This is a genomic window from Citrobacter sp. 172116965, from assembly GCF_013458095.1.
GTDB lineage: Bacteria > Pseudomonadota > Gammaproteobacteria > Enterobacterales > Enterobacteriaceae > Citrobacter > Citrobacter braakii.
Genome location: NZ_CP046673.1, coordinates 1,174,429 through 1,192,264 on the forward strand (window position 1 = coordinate 1,174,429; position 17,836 = coordinate 1,192,264).

19 protein-coding genes and 1 pseudogene are annotated in these 17,836 nt (G+C 51.7%); 14 read left to right on the forward strand and 6 right to left on the reverse strand.

Going from position 1 to position 17,836, the window contains the following annotated elements; genetic code table 11:
- Window positions 1-177 precede the first annotated feature (177 nt).
- Both sbmA and GPJ68_RS05565 read left to right on the forward strand, forming a co-directional pair.
- The gene (sbmA, locus tag GPJ68_RS05560) at window positions 178-1,398 is read left to right on the forward strand and encodes a peptide antibiotic transporter SbmA (RefSeq protein WP_016155831.1); all 1,221 of its coding nucleotides are present in this window, start codon (window positions 178-180) and stop codon (window positions 1,396-1,398) included.
- Window positions 1,399-1,414: 16 nt separating this feature from the next.
- Window positions 1,415-2,518 carry a DUF1615 domain-containing protein gene (locus GPJ68_RS05565; protein ID WP_047357673.1) on the forward strand — a complete coding sequence of 368 codons (1,104 nt, stop codon included), beginning with the start codon at window positions 1,415-1,417 and terminating at the stop codon, window positions 2,516-2,518.
- On the opposite strand, the gene GPJ68_RS05570 is transcribed toward GPJ68_RS05565, so the two are convergent.
- Window positions 2,503-2,826, reverse strand: a complete 324-nt coding sequence (locus GPJ68_RS05570; RefSeq protein ID WP_047357674.1) for a DUF2755 family protein — start codon at window positions 2,824-2,826, stop codon at window positions 2,503-2,505. The two genes, GPJ68_RS05565 and GPJ68_RS05570, sit on opposite strands and share 16 nt — an antisense overlap.
- Before the next feature lie 263 nt (window positions 2,827-3,089).
- Between GPJ68_RS05570 and GPJ68_RS05575 the strand changes: the two genes are divergently transcribed.
- Window positions 3,090-3,311, forward strand: coding sequence for a DUF2754 domain-containing protein (locus GPJ68_RS05575; protein WP_019076140.1), 222 nt, complete (start codon window positions 3,090-3,092; stop codon window positions 3,309-3,311).
- A gap of 25 nt (window positions 3,312-3,336) precedes the next feature.
- Here the strand turns inward: GPJ68_RS05575 and ddlA are convergent, their stop codons facing one another.
- Window positions 3,337-4,431: a D-alanine--D-alanine ligase gene (ddlA, locus tag GPJ68_RS05580; protein WP_047357706.1), complete on the reverse strand. Its 1,095-nt coding sequence runs from the start codon at window positions 4,429-4,431 to the stop codon at window positions 3,337-3,339.
- 301 nt (window positions 4,432-4,732) lie between these two features.
- Here ddlA and GPJ68_RS05585 point away from each other — a divergent pair, with 301 nt between their 5' ends.
- A complete protein-coding gene (locus GPJ68_RS05585) occupies window positions 4,733-5,929 on the forward strand; it encodes a multidrug efflux MFS transporter (protein WP_046275379.1) in 1,197 nt (398 codons plus the stop codon).
- Between the two features lie 16 nt (window positions 5,930-5,945).
- On the opposite strand, the gene GPJ68_RS05590 is transcribed toward GPJ68_RS05585, so the two are convergent.
- The gene (locus GPJ68_RS05590; protein ID WP_001339197.1) at window positions 5,946-7,154 is read right to left on the reverse strand and encodes an IS4-like element ISVsa5 family transposase; all 1,209 of its coding nucleotides are present in this window, start codon (window positions 7,152-7,154) and stop codon (window positions 5,946-5,948) included.
- Window positions 7,155-7,516: 362 nt separating this feature from the next.
- Between GPJ68_RS05590 and GPJ68_RS05595 the strand changes: the two genes are divergently transcribed.
- From GPJ68_RS05595 to adrA, 4 genes are all read left to right on the forward strand, one after another.
- Entirely contained in the window at window positions 7,517-7,759 is a 243-nt protein-coding gene (locus GPJ68_RS05595; RefSeq protein ID WP_016152002.1) for a sigma-S stabilization anti-adapter protein IraP, read from the forward strand.
- Between the two features lie 104 nt (window positions 7,760-7,863).
- Entirely contained in the window at window positions 7,864-9,279 is a 1,416-nt protein-coding gene (gene phoA / locus GPJ68_RS05600; protein ID WP_047357675.1) for an alkaline phosphatase, read from the forward strand.
- A gap of 97 nt (window positions 9,280-9,376) precedes the next feature.
- Window positions 9,377-9,697, forward strand: coding sequence for a phosphate starvation-inducible protein PsiF (gene psiF / locus GPJ68_RS05605; RefSeq protein ID WP_003830956.1), 321 nt, complete (start codon window positions 9,377-9,379; stop codon window positions 9,695-9,697).
- 91 nt (window positions 9,698-9,788) lie between these two features.
- The gene (adrA, locus tag GPJ68_RS05610; RefSeq protein WP_115190904.1) at window positions 9,789-10,904 is read left to right on the forward strand and encodes a diguanylate cyclase AdrA; all 1,116 of its coding nucleotides are present in this window, start codon (window positions 9,789-9,791) and stop codon (window positions 10,902-10,904) included.
- A 17-nt stretch (window positions 10,905-10,921) separates the two neighbouring features.
- Here the strand turns inward: adrA and proC are convergent, their stop codons facing one another.
- Window positions 10,922-11,731, reverse strand: coding sequence for a pyrroline-5-carboxylate reductase (gene proC / locus GPJ68_RS05615; protein ID WP_016152005.1), 810 nt, complete (start codon window positions 11,729-11,731; stop codon window positions 10,922-10,924).
- Between the two features lie 148 nt (window positions 11,732-11,879).
- Between proC and GPJ68_RS05620 the strand changes: the two genes are divergently transcribed.
- The 5 genes and pseudogenes from GPJ68_RS05620 (at window position 11,880) to ppnP (ending at window position 14,564) form a co-directional block, all read left to right on the forward strand.
- Entirely contained in the window at window positions 11,880-12,335 is a 456-nt protein-coding gene (locus GPJ68_RS05620; RefSeq protein WP_016155837.1) for a YaiI/YqxD family protein, read from the forward strand.
- Between the two features lie 185 nt (window positions 12,336-12,520).
- A complete protein-coding gene (gene aroL / locus GPJ68_RS05625) occupies window positions 12,521-13,066 on the forward strand; it encodes a shikimate kinase AroL (RefSeq protein ID WP_049270204.1) in 546 nt (181 codons plus the stop codon).
- A gap of 26 nt (window positions 13,067-13,092) precedes the next feature.
- Window positions 13,093-13,284 carry a protein YaiA gene (gene yaiA, locus GPJ68_RS05630; protein WP_016152008.1) on the forward strand — a complete coding sequence of 64 codons (192 nt, stop codon included), beginning with the start codon at window positions 13,093-13,095 and terminating at the stop codon, window positions 13,282-13,284.
- A 248-nt stretch (window positions 13,285-13,532) separates the two neighbouring features.
- Window positions 13,533-14,208 (forward strand): annotated as a pseudogene (locus GPJ68_RS05635) (AroM family protein).
- Between the two features lie 71 nt (window positions 14,209-14,279).
- Entirely contained in the window at window positions 14,280-14,564 is a 285-nt protein-coding gene (gene ppnP / locus GPJ68_RS05640; protein ID WP_016152010.1) for a pyrimidine/purine nucleoside phosphorylase, read from the forward strand.
- Between the two features lie 50 nt (window positions 14,565-14,614).
- On the opposite strand, the gene rdgC is transcribed toward ppnP, so the two are convergent.
- Window positions 14,615-15,526: a recombination-associated protein RdgC gene (gene rdgC / locus GPJ68_RS05645; protein ID WP_003021479.1), complete on the reverse strand. Its 912-nt coding sequence runs from the start codon at window positions 15,524-15,526 to the stop codon at window positions 14,615-14,617.
- Window positions 15,527-15,617: 91 nt separating this feature from the next.
- Between rdgC and mak the strand changes: the two genes are divergently transcribed.
- Window positions 15,618-16,526, forward strand: a complete 909-nt coding sequence (gene mak / locus GPJ68_RS05650) for a fructokinase (RefSeq protein WP_016155842.1) — start codon at window positions 15,618-15,620, stop codon at window positions 16,524-16,526.
- Window positions 16,527-16,553: 27 nt separating this feature from the next.
- On the opposite strand, the gene araJ is transcribed toward mak, so the two are convergent.
- Window positions 16,554-17,726, reverse strand: coding sequence for an MFS transporter AraJ (gene araJ, locus GPJ68_RS05655; RefSeq protein WP_053388997.1), 1,173 nt, complete (start codon window positions 17,724-17,726; stop codon window positions 16,554-16,556).
- Window positions 17,727-17,836: the final 110 nt, after the last annotated feature.

Genomic DNA, 17,836 nt, shown 5'->3' on the forward strand with positions numbered 1-17,836 from the left:
AGTGTGAAAATCACAGAAACAATTCTTCATACCCGGGTGCGAACTAAGTGCCGCGGTTTTGGTCACACTTGTCGGTTTCAGCTTGTGTTTTTGGGCGTAAGCCGTCTGGCCGCCGCACTCCACGGTGGCAAATACACAGCAGTCGTCATAACGATAAGAAGTTAGCAGGAGAGCACTATGTTTAAGTCTTTTTTCCCAAAGCCGGGGCCGTTCTTTATTTCGGCATTTATTTGGGCACTGGTCGCCGTTGTATTCTGGCAAGGAGGTGGGGGAGCCTGGGTTGCACATATTACCGGCGCGTCGGGAGACGTACCGATTAGCGCGGCCCGATTCTGGTCACTGGATTACCTGATTTTTTATGCGTATTACATCCTTTGTGTTGGAGTGTTCGCGCTGTTCTGGTTTATCTACAGCCCGCACCGCTGGCAGTACTGGTCCATACTGGGCACGTCGCTGATTATTTTCGTGACCTGGTTTCTGGTTGAAGTTGGCGTCGCCGTCAACGCCTGGTATGCGCCATTCTATGATCTGATTCAATCCGCGTTGAGTGCGCCGCATAAGGTGAAGATTGAGCAGTTCTATCATGAAGTAGGCATCTTTCTTGGCATTGCGCTGATTGCCGTGGTCATTGGGGTGATGAACAACTTCTTCGTCAGCCACTATGTATTCCGCTGGCGTACCGCAATGAACGAACACTATATGGCGCACTGGCAGCATCTGCGTCATATCGAAGGCGCGGCGCAGCGTGTGCAGGAAGATACCATGCGTTTTGCCTCCACGCTTGAAGATATGGGGGTCAGCTTTATCAATGCGATTATGACGCTGATTGCCTTCTTACCTGTCCTGGTCACTCTCTCAGCCCATGTGCCGGACCTGCCCATTGTTGGACATGTTCCTTATGGCCTGGTGATTGCCGCGATTGTCTGGTCGCTGATGGGAACCGGCTTGCTGGCGGTAGTCGGCATCAAACTTCCGGGGCTGGAGTTTAAAAACCAGCGCGTGGAAGCGGCCTACCGTAAAGAACTGGTTTACGGTGAAGATGACGCTAATCGTGCGACCCCGCCGACGGTGCGTGAACTGTTCCATGCGGTGCGCCAGAACTACTTCCGCCTCTATTTTCACTATATGTACTTCAATATCGCCCGTATTCTATACCTGCAGGTTGATAACGTTTTCGGCTTGTTCCTGCTGTTCCCGTCGATTGTTGCCGGTACGATTACGCTCGGCCTGATGACGCAAATCACCAACGTGTTTGGCCAGGTGCGAGGCTCGTTCCAGTATTTGATTAACTCCTGGACAACGTTAGTCGAACTGATGTCTATTTATAAGCGTCTGCGCAGCTTTGAACGTGAGCTTGATGGCCAGGATATTCAGGAAGTTACCCATACGCTTAGTTAATAAAAAAGGAGATGTTATGTCGACGGTTTCCCGTCTTTACCCCTTGTCCGGTCTGGCCGCTCTGGTGCTGGTGGGATGTAGTAGCCAACCCGCGCAGCCGCTAAAAAAAGGGGAGAAAGCCGTCGATGTGGCGAGCGTGGTGCGCCAGAAAATGCCCGCCAGCGTGAAAGACCGGGACGCATGGGCGCAGGATTTAGCGAAGACGTTTGAAAGCCAGAAGCTGGCGCCGACGGTTGAAAATATCTGTTCGGTGCTGGCGGTTGCGCAACAGGAGTCAAACTATCAGGCGGATCCGGCCGTTCCAAACTTAAGTAAAATCGCCTGGAAAGAGATCGACCGGCGCGCCGAGCGTATGCATATCCCGCAGTTTGTGGTGCATACCGCACTGAAGATTAACTCGCCAACGGGGAAAAGCTACAGCGAGCGTCTGGATACGGTGAAAACGGAAAAACAGCTTAGCGCCATTTTTGATGATTTTATCAATATGGTACCGATGGGGCAGACGCTGTTTGGTTCGCTTAATCCGGTACATACCGGTGGGCCAATGCAGGTCAGTATCGCGTTTGCCGAGCAGCACGCCGACGGGTATCCGTGGAAAATGGCGGGAACAGTACGTCAGGAAGTGTTCAGCCGCCGCGGTGGGCTGTGGTTCGGTACGTATCATCTGCTTAACTACCCGGCGAATTACAGCGCGCCAATCTTCCGTTTCGCTGATTTCAATGCGGGATGGTATGCCAGCCGCAATGCGGCTTTCCAGAATGCGGTCAGTAAAGCCAGCGGAGTGAAACTGGCGATGGATGGTGACTTGATTCTCTACGGCAGCAGCGAGCCGGGCAAAACCGAGCTGGCGGTACGTAAACTGGCCGGGAAGCTGGGGATGAGCGAGAGTGAGATCCACCGTCAACTGCAAAAAGGTGACAGCCTGGCATTTGAGGATACCGCGCTGTACGAGAAGGTCTATAAGCTGGCGAAAGCGAAGACTGGGAAAGCGCTACCCCGTGAAATGCTGCCAGGCATTCAGCTGGAAAGCCCGAAGATTACACGTAATTTGACCACCGCGTGGTTTGCGAAACGCGTGGACGAGCGTCGGGCGAAATGTATAGGTCAGCCATCATTATGATGACGGCGGCGCCAGCGCACGAATGCCGCGATGGCGCCAAGAATCAGACTTCCGGCAAGGAAAGGGACCAGCCCAAAAAGGGTACCGACGCCTAAGCCAATTTCAACTCGTGGGCGTCCTGTCTCTTGCATTTGCAACTGCATCAGTTGTTCATAGATGCCGGGAGCGTGGGCCAACAGATTTAAAACCTGCGCGCCTGCCCAAAAGCAAAACAGCACAAATACGGCATACGCAATGTTGCCGGGCAGGGAGGAGGTATCCCGATGCTTGCCCTTAAACAGGGATTTTGAGAGCGTAAAATCAGCCATAAAGACCTCCGGAAATAACCTGCTTTTTTGACGTGATACCTGGAACTGACAGTGAGTCTGACAGGTGATCGGCAATGTCAATATCAGAATGATGGTAATTTCAGGTAGAGATTATTCCTGGATCTCGGTTTTTTGCTGATTGTCACAATTACGTAACCTTAAGTGAAATCAAGTTACATTTCAGAAATTCCGCACAGGCCACAGACGTCTATGAGGAAATGTGCGAGGATGCGCTTTCACGTTGTATTTCCACCGGAGCCGTTATGAACCTGCCTGTTAAAATTCGCCGAGACTGGCACTACTATGCCTTCGCTATTGGGCTTATCTTTATTCTGAACGGTGTGGTCGGCTTACTGGGTTTTGAAGCGCAGGGATGGCAGACCTATGCGGTGGGGTTGGTGACGTGGGTGATTAGCTTTTGGCTGGCCGGATTAATTATCCGTCGCCGCGTGGAAGATGAAGAAGAAGCAAAGGATGCCCAATAGCTATCGATCAGGCATCCAGGCGGGTTTACATACTGGTTTTCAACGCGCTATCCGCCGCATGACGTTCCAGCGCCAGTTCGATCAGGCGAGTGATCAAATCGGTATAGCCTAAGCCGCTCGCCTGCCACAGTTTTGGATACATGCTGATGTTGGTAAAGCCCGGCAGCGTGTTGATCTCATTGATCACAACATCGTTCTCTGCGGTTAAGAAAACGTCCACGCGCGCCATACCGGCGCAGCCCAGCGCCTGATAAGCCTGAATAGCAATGTCGCGGATCTTATCGTTAACTTCCGGTGCGATCGCTGCCGGAACAACCACTTTGGCACCGTTATCGTCAATGTATTTGGTGTCGTAAGCGTAAAAATCACTGTTCAGCACGATCTCGCCACAGGTACTGGCCTGCGGTTGATCGTTGCCCAGCACGGCGCATTCGATCTCGCGGCCCTTAATCCCTTGTTCCACCACGACTTTATGGTCGAATTCAAATGCCAGCGTGACGGCCTGATCGTATTGCGCTTCGCTGGTCACTTTACTGACGCCAACGGACGAGCCCTGGTTGGCTGGTTTCACAAACAGCGGCAGGCCAAGGCGGGATTCCACCTCGGCAAAGCTGATGCGGTTGCGATTGGCGCGAGTGAGCGTAATAAATGGCGCGATGTTTAATCCGGCATCGCGCAGTAGACGTTTGGTTACGTCTTTATCCATACAGGCCGCAGAACCCAGGACATCAGAACCGACGAACGGCAGATTCGCCACGCGCAGCATACCCTGCAGAGAGCCATCTTCACCCAACGTGCCGTGTACGATCGGGAAAATAACATCGACCGTTGGCAGTGGCTGACCGTTTTGCGCATCGATCAACTGGTGCTCTTGTTTACCCGGGACTTGAGCCAGGCTGGTCGCGGAAGGACGCAGCGCAATATGCGCTGGATCATCTGAATTGAGCAGATAGTTACTGGCATCGCTAATGTGCCATTGCCCTTGCTTATCAATACCTAACAGCACAACGTCAAAGCGAGTCTTGTCGATGGCATCGACAATATTTTTTGCCGATTGCAATGACACTTCATGTTCCGCTGATTTACCACCAAATACGATTCCTACCCGCAACTTTGCCATCTTAAAAACCCATTCCATGAATGCAAAGCACATACATTACCACGACAAAACGCAGGTTTCCTCGGCTTCTGGCAGATTGTTTTGATGGGCAACAGAGGAACAGATAAGCGCAAACGCGCAGAACGGACGCGGAGCATAAACCCCTGCTGATATTGTGGGGTTGATGTGAGGTATATCACAAATATGATGAGCGGGAAGATAAAATCCTAAACTGTGATATATCGCACCTGTGGACCCTTATTTGGCTAAGTAATTTGTTAAGCTACTCACAGTTTTCAGCTACTTATCGTTATGAGTCCCTATGGAATCCTGGAGAGTAAACCTCATTTCCGTATGGTTCGGTTGCTTTTTCACCGGCCTGGCGATCAGCCAAATCCTGCCTTTTTTACCGCTCTATATCTCCCAACTGGGGGTGAGCTCCCATGAAGCACTCTCAATGTGGTCCGGCTTAACGTTTAGCGTCACCTTCCTGATTTCAGCCATCGTCTCTCCGATGTGGGGGAGTTTAGCCGACCGTAAAGGACGCAAGCTAATGTTGCTGCGGGCCTCTTTGGGTATGGCGATTGCGATTTTACTGCAGGCCTTTGCCACTAACGTCTGGCAGCTTTTTCTGCTGCGTGGGGTCATGGGGTTAACGTCTGGCTATATTCCCAATGCGATGGCGCTGGTAGCCTCACAGGTTCCGCGCGAACGCAGCGGGTGGGCGCTGAGTACGCTCTCGACGGCGCAAATTAGCGGCGTAATTGGCGGACCGCTGATGGGGGGCTTTATTGCCGACCACGTTGGCTTACGGGCGGTATTCTGTATTACCGCGGCCTTGCTGGTAGTGAGTTTTCTGGTCACGCTGTTCTTAATCAAAGAAGGTGTGCGCCCGACAATCAAAAAAAGCGAACGCCTGAGCGGGAAGGCCGTCTTTGCCTCGCTGCCTTATCCGGCGCTGGTGATCAGCCTGTTTTTTACTACGATGGTGATCCAGTTGTGTAACGGCTCAATTGGGCCGATTCTGGCGCTGTTTATTAAATCAATGGTCCCAGACAGTTCTAATATTGCCTTTCTCAGCGGGCTGATTGCTTCGGTTCCGGGCATCTCGGCGCTGATTTCTGCGCCCCGGCTAGGTAAATTAGGCGATCGTATTGGGACCGAGCGGATTTTAATGGCAACGTTAATCTTCGCCGTCGTGTTGTTTTTCGCCATGTCATGGGTCACTACGCCGTTGCAGTTGGGGATCTTACGTTTTCTGCTCGGCTTTGCCGACGGCGCGATGTTGCCCGCGGTGCAGACGTTGCTGGTGAAATACTCCAGCGACCAGATAACCGGGCGCATTTTTGGTTATAACCAGTCATTTATGTACCTCGGCAACGTAGCCGGGCCATTAATGGGAGCAACGGTTTCGGCAATGGCGGGCTTTCGCTGGGTGTTTATTGCCACGGCGTGCATTGTGCTAATCAACATCTGGCAACTGGCTATCGCGTTGCGACGTCGGCGCTGCGCACGCTGAGTACTGAGAGATCCCCTCATAATTTCCCCAAAGCGTAACCATGTGTGAATAAATTTTGAGCTAGTAGGGTTGCAGCCACGAGTAAGTCTTCCCTTGTTATTGTGTAGCCAGAATGCCGCAAAACTTCCATGCCTAAGCGAACTGTTGAGAGTACGTTTCGATTTCTGACTGTGTTAGCCTGGAAGTGCTTGTCCCAACCTTGTTTCTGAGCATGAACGCCCGCAAGCCAACATGTTAGTTGAAGCATCAGGGCGATTAGCAGCATGATATCAAAACGCTCTGAGCTGCTCGTTCGGCTATGGCGTAGGCCTAGTCCGTAGGCAGGACTTTTCAAGTCTCGGAAGGTTTCTTCAATCTGCATTCGCTTCGAATAGATATTAACAAGTTGTTTGGGTGTTCGAATTTCAACAGGTAAGTTAGTTGCTAGAACCCATGGCTCCTTTGCCGACGCTGAGTAGATTTTAGGTGACGGGTGGTGACAATGAGTCCGTGTCGAGCGCTGATTTTTTCGGCCTTTAGAGCGAGATTTATACAATAGAATTTGGCATGAGATTGGATTGCTTTTAGTCAGCCTCTTATAGCCTAAAGTCTTTGAGTGACTAGATGACATATCATGTAAGTTGCTGATAGGTTTCCAGTTTTCCGCTCCTAGGTCTGCATATTGTACTTTTCCTCTTACTCGACTTAACCAGTACCAACCCAGCTTCTCAACGGATTTATACCATGGCACTTTAAAGCCAGCATCACTGACAATGAGCGGTGTGGTGTTACTCGGTAGAATGCTCGCAAGGTCGGCTAGAAATTGGTCATGAGCTTTCTTTGAACATTGCTCTGAAAGCGGGAACGCTTTCTCATAAAGAGTAACAGAACGACCGTGTAGTGCGACTGAAGCTCGCAATACCATAAGTCGTTTTTGCTCACGAATATCAGACCAGTCAACAAGTACAATGGGCATCGTATTGCCCGAACAGATAAAGCTAGCATGCCAACGGTATACAGCGAGTCGCTCTTTGTGGAGGTGACGATTACCTAACAATCGGTCGATTCGTTTGATGTTATGTTTTGTTCTCGCTTTGGTTGGCAGGTTACGGCCAAGTTCGGTAAGAGTGAGAGTTTTACAGTCAAGTAATGCGTGGCAAGCCAACGTTAAGCTGTTGAGTCGTTTTAAGTGTAATTCGGGGCAGAATTGGTAAAGAGAGTCGTGTAAAATATCGAGTTCGCACATCTTGTTGTCTGATTATTGATTTTTCGCGAAACCATTTGATCATATGACAAGATGTGTATCCACCTTAACTTAATGATTTTTACCAAAATCATTAGGGGATTCATCAGCGCTGAGTACCTGATTAACAACGCTGCCCGCAAGCGTTGTTAATCCATCATTATGCATTTATATATCCAGGTGATTATTAATCCCCTTACCCTTTTATATGGAATAATTCTGCGCTAAGACTCCTTCTCCCTTATTTTGTGTTGTGATTGTTTTCGCAAAACGTTTTATTTCTTATGAAAATACAACTTTCATCCTCTAGGCAGTTGTGAGTCTTAATGATAACGTGGCCTATATTTGGTTAAGGGAATACGTAAATGAAAAATCTCGTTACTGAGTTGTTACTTAAGCTCGCCCAAAAAGAAGAAGAGTCGCAAGAACTGACGGCGCAGGTTGAAACGCTGGAGCAGGTAATCATCGAAATGCTGCGCAATATGACGTGTAACGATCGGCAAATATTTATTCGCCAAATTGAGGGGGCTTTGGCTGGAGAAGGCCGTATGCCTGCGTTTCTGACCAACGTTCATAACGCTGGCGAGAGTGTGCCAAAAGCGTTTTGAGTAATCCGTGGTGCGTCATCCACAAATTATCATAAAAGTGTCACATCAAATACTTATAGTCGCTTTGTTTTAATTTTACCGTATTTATACATGGAGAAAATAAAGTGAAACAAAGCGCACTCGCTATTGCCCTGTTACCTTTGCTGTTTACCCCGGTTATTAATGCAGAAACCTCTGCCATAACGGTTATGGATAATCGTGCCGCTCAGGGTGATATCACCACGCCGGGCGGCGCCCGCCGATTGTCTGCCGATCAAACGGCGGCTCTGCGCGAATCTCTGAGCGATAAACCTGCCAAAAATATTATTTTATTGATTGGCGATGGGATGGGTGACTCAGAAATAACGGCCGCGCGAAATTATGCCGAAGGCGCAGGCGGCTTTTTTAAAGGGATTGATGCTTTACCGTTGACCGGACAATACACGCACTATGCGTTGGATAAGAAAACGGGTAAACCCGATTATGTGACGGATTCTGCGGCATCCGCGACGGCGTGGACCACCGGTGTGAAAACCTATAATGGCGCGCTGGGCGTTGATATTCATGAAAAAGATCACGCCACAATTCTTGAAATGGCAAAAGCGGCGGGGCTGGCAACAGGCAACGTTTCTACCGCTGAATTGCAGGATGCTACCCCGGCGGCGCTGGTTGCCCATGTGACTTCGCGTAAGTGCTATGGCCCTGGCGTGACACGTGAAAAATGCCCAACCAATGCGCTGGAAAAAGGCGGTAAAGGGTCAATCACCGAACAATTACTCAATGCCCGGGCTGACGTTACGCTGGGCGGCGGGGCAAAAACGTTTGCGGAAACCGCTGCGGCAGGCGAGTGGCAGGGTAAAACGTTGCGTGAACAAGCCCTGGCCCGCGGTTATCAGATGGTGAGTGATACCGCGACGCTGGCGGCGATTACCGAAGCTAATCAGGATAAACCTCTGCTGGGCCTGTTCTCTGACGGCAATATGCCCGTGCGCTGGGAAGGTCCGAAAGCGTCTTATCATGGCAATCTGGATAAGCCGGTTGTGACCTGTACGCCAAATCCAAAGCGTGACGACAGCGTGCCAACGCTGGCGCAGATGACGGATAAAGCGATTGAGCTGTTAAGCAAAAATGAGAAAGGTTTCTTCCTGCAAGTGGAAGGGGCGTCAATCGATAAACAGGACCACGCCGCCAACCCGTGCGGACAGATTGGCGAAACGGTCGATCTGGACGAAGCGGTACAGCGCGCGCTTGCCTTTGCGAAGAAAGATGGCAACACCCTGGTGGTGGTAACCGCTGACCACGCACATGCCAGCCAGATTGTCGCGCCGGATACCAAAGCACCAGGCCTGACCCAGGCGCTGAACACCAAAGATGGCGCGGTTATGGTCATCAGCTACGGCAACTCTGAAGAGGAATCTCAGGAGCACACCGGCAGCCAACTGCGAATTGCAGCCTATGGCCCGCATGCGGCGAATGTGGTCGGCCTGACCGATCAAACCGACCTGTTTTACACCATGAAAGCGGCGTTAGGACTGAAATAACCCGACGCCCGGCGGCAATACTTTTGCCGCCGGGTGGTATTTTTATCGTTAGCAGCCAAACTTACCTGTGTGTTGTCGTTCAGAAAAGAAGGATGCTATGAAAATTACATTATTAATGACGCTGCTTTTTGGTCTGATTTTTTTAACTACCGTCGGTGCTGCCGAGAAGACTTTAACCCCGCAACAACAGCGTATGACCACCTGCAATCAGCAGGCAACGGCGCAGACCTTAAAAGGGGATGCGCGTAAGACATATATGAGTGATTGCCTGAAAAACAGTAAATCTGCTCCGGAGGAAAAGAGCCTGACGCCGCAGCAGCAAAAAATGCGTGAATGTAACGTTAAGGCGACGGAGCAGTCTCTGAAAGGTGATGATCGTAATAAATTTATGAGCGCTTGCCTGAAGAAATCTGCGTAGCACTTACGGGTGAGCAGGTAAAATCGCTCACCCGAAATATCATACTTCCGCCACCAGACCCCTTCCTATAATTTGGGAAATTTGTTTCAGAATATTCCCAAATACAATGAATGATGAAAACTTTTATCAAAAGAAGGTCGTCCCGAATGAAGCATTTTTATCGCTTCATCAAAATGACCACCAACGTTCCGGTCTGCGATTCGCCCGACGAATCAGGCTGCCGCGAGCGGTGGGATTGGGGGGAATGTTTTTCCCTATCGCGTCGGTATTAGTTGCTCAGCCTATTACCGGTGGCTGGTGGCTATTACTGGTGGGATGGGCGTTTGTCTGGCCGCATTTGGCCTGGCAGTTGGCCAGCAAAGCCGACGATCCTCTGCATAGAGAATTTACCAACTTAAAAGCCGATGCCATTCTTGCCGGTATGTGGATAGGGATTATGGGCGTAAACCTGTTGCCATCCACGGCGCTGCTGATGATTATCTGCATCAACCTGATGGGCGCAGGCGGGATGCGAATATTCATCGCAGGCGCCGTTTTGATGATGGTTTCATGCCTGGTGACGTTACAGTTAACCGATATCTCCGTCGCTTTTAGCAGTACTCAACTTAGCGTGCTATTGACGCTGCCGGTGTTGGTGATTTATCCGCTGCTGTTTGCCTGGGTCAGCTACCAGACGGTCATCAAGCTGGCGGAACATAAACGCCGTTTACAGGTGATGAGTACGCGAGATGGCATGACTGGGGTGTACAACCGCCGCCATTGGGAACTGTTACTGCGTAATGAATTTGATAATTGCCGCCGCTACCAGCGTGACGCCACGTTACTGATTATCGATATCGACCATTTTAAGAGCATCAATGATACCTGGGGTCATGACGTTGGGGACCAGGCGATTGTCGCGCTGACCCGCCAGTTGCAGATGACCTTACGCGGTAGCGACGTGATCGGGCGCTTTGGCGGTGATGAGTTTGCGGTGATTATGTGCGGCACGCCGGCAACCAGCGCGATTGCGGCGATGTCTCGTGTTCACGAACGACTTGACCAACTGCGTTTATCCTGCGCGCCGCAGGTTGCTCTGCGGATCAGCGTGGGCGTTGCGCCGCTGACCGCAGAAACCGAGCATTATCGAGAATGGTTAAAGTCGGCGGATATGGCGCTCTACAAAGCAAAGAATTCCGGACGTAACCGCACTGAGGCGGCGGCCTGACGTCCGGCGGTGTTAACTCAGGAGCGGCTGAGTTTTTCCGACTGCTCCATGCACTTAATCATCGCTTCAATCACTGATGAACGAAAACCTCGTTCTTCCAGGACGCGTACCGCTTCAATGGTGGTTCCGCCAGGCGAGCACACCATATCCTTCAGTTCTCCGGGATGTTTACCCGTATCCAGCACCATCTTTGCCGACCCCATTACTGCCTGCGCCGCGAATTTATAAGCTTGCGCGCGAGGCATGCCACCCTGCACGGCGGCGTCCGCCATCGCTTCAATAAACATAAACACATAAGCCGGGGCTGAACCACTGACGCCAACGACCGGATGAATCATTGCCTCCGCAATGACTTCCGCTTCTCCAAAGCAGCGGAAGATATTCAGCACGTCGGCGGTGTCTTCTGGCGTGACTAAGGCGTTCGGTGTGACGGAAGTCATTCCGGCATTCACCAGTGACGGCGTGTTTGGCATCGCGCGAATGATTTTACGGTCATGACCTAGCGCGCGGGCGAGCTGATCGAGGGTGACGCCAGCGGCAATCGAGACGACCAGGGAGTCTTTGTTCAGGCTGGAGGTAATTTCGCTCAGCACTTTAATCATGATGCCTGGTTTTACGGCCCCAAAAACGATGTCAGCGATTTGCGCGACCTCTTGCGCAGACTGCGCCGCATTAATACCGTACTGGTCGTGCAATGCAGCGACTTTATCGGGGGAAGGGGTGTAAACCCAGATTTGTCCGGGGAGAACCTGGCCGCTGGCGATCATGCCGCCAAGTATCGCTTTGCCCATATTACCGCAGCCGATAAAACCGATTTTCTTGTCCATTTTGTCACTCCCTATGCGTGATATTCATTGTTTTACCTGGGAAAGCTAAGCTTAGCGCGGATTGAATATGTGCAGAAGGATAAACAGCACTTTGCCTGCAAGTAAAAGCACGCGACAATGTGCAACTGCACATCAGTGGGGAGAAATTATGACAATATGGGTGGATGCCGATGCGTGTCCGAATGTGATTAAAGATATTTTGTACCGCGCTTCTGAGCGCATGCAGATGCCGCTTATTTTGGTAGCCAACCAAAGTTTGCGCGTCCCGTCTTCGCGGTTTATCCGCACATTACGTGTTCCCGCCGGGTTTGACGTGGCGGATAACGAGATTGTACGTCAGTGTAGTGCCGGTGATTTAGTGATAACAGCGGATATCCCGCTGGCGGCAGAAGTCATTGAAAAAGGTGCGGCGGCGCTTAATCCGCGCGGTGAACGTTATACCGAAGCCACGATCCGTGAGCGTCTGATGATGCGTGATTTTATGGATACGCTACGCGCCAGCGGTATTCAGACCGGCGGGCCGGACAGTCTTTCACCACGAGACAGGCAGCATTTTGCTGCTGAGCTTGATAAGTGGTGGCTGGAAGTACAGCGCAGAAAATAAAGAATGTAATTTATTATTTACACTTTATTCATGGTGAATTCTTGTTATAGTAGGGATTAATAGGTACTGCTACCCTATATGTAATTTTTTCTTTACGTTTTGGCGATGTACTAGTTTGGTGATATGATTATATCTTTAACCGCATCAGATCCCGCTCGCTCGCGGCTCCCTGGGGAATTTCTGTAATGACGCAACCTCTTTATCTTGTCGGCCCCCGGGGGTGTGGTAAGACAACTACCGGTATGGCGCTGGCGAAGGCTATCGATTTCCAGTTTGTCGATACCGATCGCTGGTTGCAATCGCACGTGCAGATGACCGTGGCGGAGATCGTCGAAAGGGAAGGATGGGAAGGGTTTCGTGCCCAGGAGACGAGCGCTCTGCAGGCCGTCACAGCCCCGGCAACGGTTGTTGCGACCGGCGGCGGCATCATTCTTACCGAATTTAATCGTCATTACATGCGCAGCCACGGCGTGGTTATCTATTTAAGCGCACCGGTATCAGTACTGGTTGATCGTCTGGAGGCCACGCCTGAAGAGGCATTGCGCCCAACCTTAACCGGTAAGCCGTTGACTGAAGAGGTGCAGGAAGTGCTCGCCCAGCGCGATGTTCTGTACCGTGAAGCTGCGCACTACATCGTTGATGCCACCCATAAACCTGCGCAGGTGGTGGAAGACATTCTTGAGATACTGGCGCAGGCAGCGCCACGGTTACAGGGCGGTGTCTATACTTAATGTTCATCCAGTGAAAAGGAAGAACTATGCCGACAAAACCACCTTACCCGCGTCAAGCGACCATTGTTACGGTTGAAAAGGGGACGCCAGGCCAGACGGTAACCTGGTATCAACTTCGAGCCGATCACCCTAAACCGAATACGCTGATCAGTGAGCATCCTTCTGCGCAGGAAGCCATGGATGCCAAAAAACGCTACGAAGACCCCGATAAAACCTGATATTAAGCACCGTCCTGGCACGAGTCTGAAAAGTGCCACGACGGGCGTTCATCACATTTTCTTAAATTTCGCCGTATACCGTTAAAATTGAAAATTAAGCAATAACAATCCAGTACCGGAATGATTTGGAATCTTTACACAATACACCGCCGATCAACTGCTACGCTTTTGAGCATTTGTAGCGCAGGTCAGCGCCCGGCACTTGCCCGGGATTTCACAGCAAAGTAAGAAGATGGTGGAGCAACAAAATGAGTGCGTCGTTGGCTATCCTCACGATTGGCGTGGTGCCGATGTGTGAGGTGTTACCGCTCCTGACGGAATATATCGATGAACAGCACATTACTCACCACAGTCTGCTTGGACAGATGCGGCGAGAAGATGTGATGGCTGAGTACGGCGTTTCGCCCGGTGACGAGCCTTTATTAACGCTGCTCAGCGACCATCAACTTGCGCATGTCTCACGCCAGAAGGTTGAGCGCTCGCTGCAAAGTATCGTGGAGGTGCTGGATAACCAGGGCTTTGACGTGATCCTGCTGATGAGTACCGTCAATCGCTCGCCTGACCGCCCGCAATAGCATTCTATTGGAGCCGTTACGTATTATCCCCCCGCTGGTGGCCTCGATTGTCGATGGGCATCAGGTCGGGGTTATTGTCCCCGTCACCGAATTGCTCAAAGCCCAGACGCAAAAATAGCAGGTGTTACAAACTCCACCAGTGTATGCCGTGGCGAATCCGATCGAAGGTACCGAACAACAATTGATTGATGCCGGGAAAGAACTGCTGGAGCAAGGCGCGGATGTGATCATGCTGGATTGTCTGGGGTTCAATCAACGCCATCGTGATTTACTGCAAAAATCGCTGGATGTCCCGGTTCTTCTGTCTAATGTGTTGATTGCCCGACTGGCTTCGGAGCTGTTGGCGTAATTTTGCGTGACAGGTGGAACGTCAGCCCCCTATATTGGTTCTCAACTTAATCACGAGATAGGGCCAGTTGTATGCTTCAAAGTAATGAATACTTTTCCGGCAAAGTAAAATCGATCGGTTTTACCAGCAGCAGTACTGGCCGCGCCAGTGTTGGCGTGATGGCTGAAGGCGAATATACCTTTAGTACTGCGGCGCCTGAAGAGATGACTGTCGTTAGCGGCGCACTGAACGTGCTGCTGCCGGGGGAAACCGAGTGGAAGGTGTATGCCGCAGGGGACGTGTTCAACGTACCGGGCAACAGCGAGTTTCATCTGCAGGTGGCAGAGCCAACATCCTATCTTTGCCGCTATCTGTAAGCATAGAAATGACGAATGGCGACATTATGCCGCCATTCGGTAAGTACGGCTTAACGTTGCGCTTCGCCGCCTAATCCTTCCACCAGACTTTTAATCAGCGCCGCCAGTTCACCCGTCATCAGGATGAAATCGGCATCAAAACGCTGAGCATAATCTTCGCGGTCAATATCTTCGTTCTGATCGCGCAGCTCGTCGCTAAACTTCAAACGCTTAATCGAGCCGTCGTCACACATCACGAACTGAATGCGCTGCTGCCAGTCGAGGGCCAGTTTGGTGACCAGTTTGCCCGCTTCGATATGCACGGCGATTTCGTCGCAGACCAGATCCTGCTTTTTCGCGCGGATCACGCCGCCGTCTTCAAGGATCGCTTTTAGTTCAGCTTCATCCAGTAACTGGAATCCCTGTGCCGTTGTACCGGAACGAACCCATTCTGTCAGCGTCAGCTCAATGGGGTTTTCCATCGTCAGCGGAACGACCGGCAGCGAACCGAGACTCTTACGCAGCAGCGCCAGCGTATCTTCGGCTTTCTTCGCACTCGCGCAATCAACCATGATCAGATCGTTGACGGTATCGATCCACATCATCGTCTGGCTGAAACGGCTAAAGGCGCGCGGCAGCAATGAGTGCAGAACTTCATCTTTCAGCGAGTCTTTTTCGGTCTTCTTGAGTTTGCGACCTTGCTCAGCTTCCAGTTTGAAAATTTTGGCTTCCAGCGCCTGTTTGATAACCGGCGACGGCAGAATTTTTTCTTCTTTGCGGGCGCAGATAATAATTTGGCCATTGGCGGTATGCGTTAATGCATCGCTGTGCGATCCCATCGGCGGAACCCAGCCCATTTTTGCCATATCCTGGCTACCGCAAGGGGTGAACGTCATTGATGCCAGCTGTTTTTCCATCTCTTCGGCACGCAAAGAAACATCGCGGCTAAGACGGTAAACCATTAAATTTTTGAACCACAGCATGATAATTTCCACGGCCTTGTCGTTAAATCCAGCGGGCATGATAGCGAATTGTCGCTATGCTTGCATTGTTAATCGGGAAGAGGAGCAAACAGTGCGTATAGGTATCGATTTAGGCGGTACGAAAACGGAAGTTATCGCGCTTGGCGATGCAGGCGAACAGCTTTTTCGCCATCGCCTGCCCACGCCGCGTGATGATTATCGGCAAACGATAGAAACCATCGCCGCGCTGGTGGAGATGGCGGAAAAGGCCACCGGGCAGTCGGGAACCGTGGGGATGGGCATTCCCGGTTCAATTTCGCCTTACACCGGAGTGGTGAAGAATGCCAACTCGACCTGGCTTAACGGGCAACCTTTTGACAAAGACCTGAGTACGCGTCTGAATCGCGAAGTGCGGCTGGCAAATGATGCCAACTGCCTGGCGGTTTCTGAAGCCGTTGATGGTGCAGCGGCGGGGGCGCAAACCGTGTTTGCGGTGATTATCGGTACAGGATGTGGCGCTGGAGTGGCGCTGAACGGCCGGGCGCACACGGGCGGGAACGGTACTGCGGGCGAGTGGGGGCATAATCCGCTGCCGTGGATGGACGAAGACGAACTGCGTTATCGGCAGGAAGTGCCCTGCTATTGCGGCAAGCAAGGCTGCATTGAAACCTTCATTTCCGGAACCGGTTTTGCCACCGACTACCAGCGTCTGAGCGGTAAGTCGCTCAAGGGCAGTGAAATTATCAGTCTTGTTAATGCCCGGGATGCCCAGGCCGAACAGGCGTTGAGTCGGTACGAACTGCGTCTGGCGAAATCACTGGCACATGTGGTGAATATTCTCGATCCGGACGTAATCGTGCTGGGCGGCGGAATGAGCAATGTCGACCGACTGTATCAAAACGTGCCAACGTTGATTAAACAGTTTGTCTTTGGCGGCGAGTGCGAAACGCCTCTACGCAAGGCGCTGCACGGTGACTCCAGCGGCGTGCGCGGCGCGGCCTGGTTGTGGCCGCAGGAGTAATGTTCGCGTTGCCGGGTAGCGCAGAGGCTATCCGGCAACGGGAGTCATCCGGGATACGCTGCGCTTCAGGCGACCATAGAGCAGCAGCGACGACATTGCAGAAAACGACAGCAGCGCCGCCGGCAACGTCACGTAGTTGTAGGCAAAGCCCAGCGTCAGCATCATACCACCGCACCAGGCGCCAATCGCGCTGCCGAGATTAAAGGCAATTTGCCCCCCAGCCGCACCCAGCAGCTCACCCCCTTTAGCATTTTGCAGCAGCAAAATTTGCAGCGGCGCCGACAGGGCAAACAGGCCCGCGCAGCAAATAAAGGCGAAGATCAGCGACGCGGCTTTGATCCCGCCAAAGGCAAAGAGCAGCAGCAGAGCCAGCACAATTATAAAGTCGGTTATTACCGCAATACGCAGCGGCGTATAGCGGCCAGAAAGGCGACCGCTCAGCAGATTTCCCAACACCATCCCCAATCCTACCAGCATCATGATGAAGGTCATCAGCGCTTCGGAAAAGCCGGAGATGAACATCATGTACGGTTTGACGTAGCTGAACCAGGCGAAAACCCCGGCGTTACCAAACATGGTGGCGGAAAAGATGAGCCACGGGGCGGGGGTTTTCAAAAAGTGAAATTGTTCGCGCAGTTTCCCTTTGGCTTCATCGCTGATGTTGGGTATCCAAAAAGTTATCGAGACCATCACGGCGATATTAAAGACGGCTATCAGCAGAAACGTGTAGCGCCAGCTAAATTCCTGGCTCAGCCAGGTGCCGATGGGAATGCCAATCAGATTAGCAACGGTCATACCCGAAACCATGCCCGCGACGGCGGCGGTGACTTTTCCCGGACGGGCCAGCTTCGACAGGATAATCGCGCCAACGCCAAAAAAAGCGCCGTGTGGAAAGCCGGAAACCAGCCTGCCCACCGCCAGCATTAAATATGAGGAGGAGAGGGTGAAGATGGCGTTGCCGATCACGCACAGCGTGACCAGAAACAGCAGAATATGCTTGAGAGAAAAGCGGTTGGAAAAGAGCGCAATAATAGGCGCGCCCAGCACCACGCCAAAAGCGTAAAACGAAATCATATGGCCAGCGGCAGGGATGGAAATTCCCACGTCCCGCGCCAGCTCGGTGAGTACACCCATGATGCCAAACTCGGCCATGCCCAGCCCAAATGTCCCCAGAGCTAAAGAGAAAATGACTTTTTTCATACCACCTGCCAACAAGAAAGACGCACGATATGCGCCATAGCGGCGAACGTTCGCCGCCAATAGAGATAGCTTGCGGATAAGCGAAGTGGAATGCCATTTCATATCCGTCT